Here is a 2,679-nt window from a genome sequence, read left to right on the forward strand (position 1 = left end):
TGCCCTGGCCCACGTGTTGGACGCCCTCGCACCGGAGCATCCGCTCGATGCGGTCGTCCACTGTGCGGGGACGCTCGACGACGGTGTGGTGGAAGCCATGACCGCCGAGCGCCTCGACACCGTGCTACGACCGAAGGCGGATGCGGCGTGGAATCTGCATGAGTTGACGCGTGATCTGGATCTGTCGGCGTTTGTGATGTTCTCCTCCTTGGCGAGCACCGCGGGGAGTGCGGGGCAGGGCAATTACGCGGCTGCGAATGCGTTTTTGGATGCGTTGGCGGTGGTGCGGCGTCAGGAGGGTCTGCCTGCTACGTCGGTGGCGTGGGGTGCGTGGGCCGATGAGGGAATGGCTGCTGACGGTCGTGCCGTGGAGGAGCGGCTGCGGCGCAGCGGTGTGGGTGCGATGGCCCCCGATCTGGCGCTGGCGGCTCTGCGGGTGGCGTTGAAACAGGACGACACGGTGGTGACGGTTGCGGACCTGGACTGGGAACGGTTCGCCCCGTCCTTCACCGCCGCCCGCCCCAGCCCCCTCCTCACCGAACTCCCCGATGCGCAGCAGGCCCTGAGCTCCACGGCAGACGCGCGGACCGGGGCAGCGACCGAGCCGGGCGGCACCGATCTGGCGGAGCGTCTCGCCGGTCAGTCCACGAGCGGACGTCGGCGTATCCTCCTGGAGGTGGTCCGCACGCAGGTCGCCACCGTCCTCGGACACGCCTCGCCCCAGTCGGTGGAGCCCGACCGAGGCTTCCTCGACCTGGGCTTCGACTCCCTGACCGCGGTCGAACTCCGGAACGGACTGCGGCGTCTGACCGGCATCGCCCTGCCGGCCACGCTGCTCTTCGACCACCCCACGCCGAGCGCGCTCGTCGCGCATCTGTGTGACATGACGGCTTCGAGCGAACAGACCGACGCCCCCGGAGCCGACTCGATGTCAGCGGACTCCACGCTCGCGGAGCTCAACAGGGTCGAGGCCGCTCTGGCGTCGATGGAGTCCGACCAGGACCGCAGAGAGGTTGTCACCAGGCTGAACGACATGCTGACGAAGTGGCGCGGCGCCGTTCCCGTACCGGACGGGGACGCAGACCGGATCGACGCGGCCACGGACGAGGAAATCTTCCAGCTCATCGACGAGGAGCTCGGAGAGTTCTGAGAACCGCCGTATTCGATCCGATCACGTTGACTGTCTCGCAATTCCAGCTGGGGTGATGTGCTGTGTCCACTGAGGTACCGAACGAAGAGAAGCTCCGCGAATACCTCAAGCGGGTCACGACCGACCTGCGCCGGACCCGGCGCCGCCTTGCGGAGCTGGAGGACGGCACCCACGAACCGGTCGCCATCGTCGGAATGAGCTGCCGCTTCCCCGGCGGGGTCACCTCGCCGGAAGGGCTGTGGGACCTGCTCTCGGCCGGCCGGGACGGCATGACCGAGTTCCCGGCCGACCGTGGCTGGGCACTCGATCAGCTCTTCGACCCGGACCCCGACCACCCCGGTACCAGCTATGTGCGTGAGGGCGGTTTCCTGCACGACGCCCCGCAGTTCGACGCCGACTTCTTCGGGATATCCCCGCGTGAGGCGCTGGCGATGGACCCGCAGCAGCGGCTGCTCCTGGAGACCTCGTGGGAGGCGCTGGAGCGGGCCGGTATCGACCCGCTGGCGCTGCGCGGCAGCCGGACCGGTGTCTTCGCGGGCACCAATGGCCAGGACTATCCGCAGCTCCTGGCCGACGCGGAGGACGACACGGCGGGCTACCTGGGCACCGGGAACGCCGCCAGCGTGCTGTCGGGCCGGGTGTCGTACACCCTTGGCCTGGAGGGCCCGGCCGTCACGGTGGACACCGCGTGCTCCTCGTCCCTCGTGGCCCTGCACCTGGCTGCCGAAGCCCTGCGGCACGGGGAGTGCTCCCTCGCCCTGGCGGGTGGCGTGACAGTCATGTCGACGCCGGGTGCCTTCCTGGAGTTCAGCCGTCAGCGGGGTCTGGCGGCGGATGGTCGGTGCAAGGCGTTCGCGGATGCGGCGGATGGCACGGGTTGGGCCGAGGGTGTGGGGATGCTGCTGGTGGAGCGGCTGTCCGATGCTCGTCGGAACGGTCATCAGGTGCTGGCGGTGGTGCGCGGCAGTGCGGTCAATCAGGACGGTGCGTCCAGTGGGTTGACGGCGCCGAACGGTCCGTCGCAGCAACGCGTCATCCGGCAGGCGCTGGAGAGCGCCGGGCTGTCCGCCGAGCAGGTGGATGCGGTGGAGGCGCACGGCACCGGAACCGCACTCGGTGACCCGATCGAGGCGCAGGCGCTGCTGGCCACATATGGTCAGGGGCGTCCGGACGGCCGTCCGTTGCGTCTGGGTTCGGTGAAGTCGAACCTGGGTCACACACAGGCGGCCGCGGGTGTCGCGGGTGTCATCAAGATGGTTCAGGCCATGCGCCACGGTGTGCTGCCCCGGACGCTCCATGTCGATCAGCCGTCGTCGAAGGTCGACTGGTCCGCTGGTGCGGTAGAGCTGCTGACCGAGGCCGCCTCCTGGCCCGAGACCGGCGAGCCCCGACGGGCGGGCGTGTCCTCGTTCGGCGTGAGCGGCACCAACGCCCACGTCATCATCGAAGGCGTTCCCACGTCTGCTGTCACCGAGGAACCCCGAGAGGCTACAGCTGCATCTGCGGTGGTTCCGTTGGTGTTCTCGGCT

General features: G+C 69.2%; 2 protein-coding genes. Both read left to right on the forward strand.

Translation table 11 applies throughout. From position 1 onward, the window contains the following. Nucleotides 1-1,150 (forward strand): beta-ketoacyl reductase (locus AC3EQ1_RS31235; protein WP_432097673.1); only part of this gene is annotated, 1,150 nt, incomplete at its 5' end. Nucleotides 1,151-1,212: 62 nt separating this feature from the next. Beyond that, nucleotides 1,213-2,679 (forward strand): type I polyketide synthase (locus AC3EQ1_RS31240; protein ID WP_432097674.1); only part of this gene is annotated, 1,467 nt, incomplete at its 3' end.

The organism is Streptomyces sp. bgisy100 (assembly GCF_057709105.1).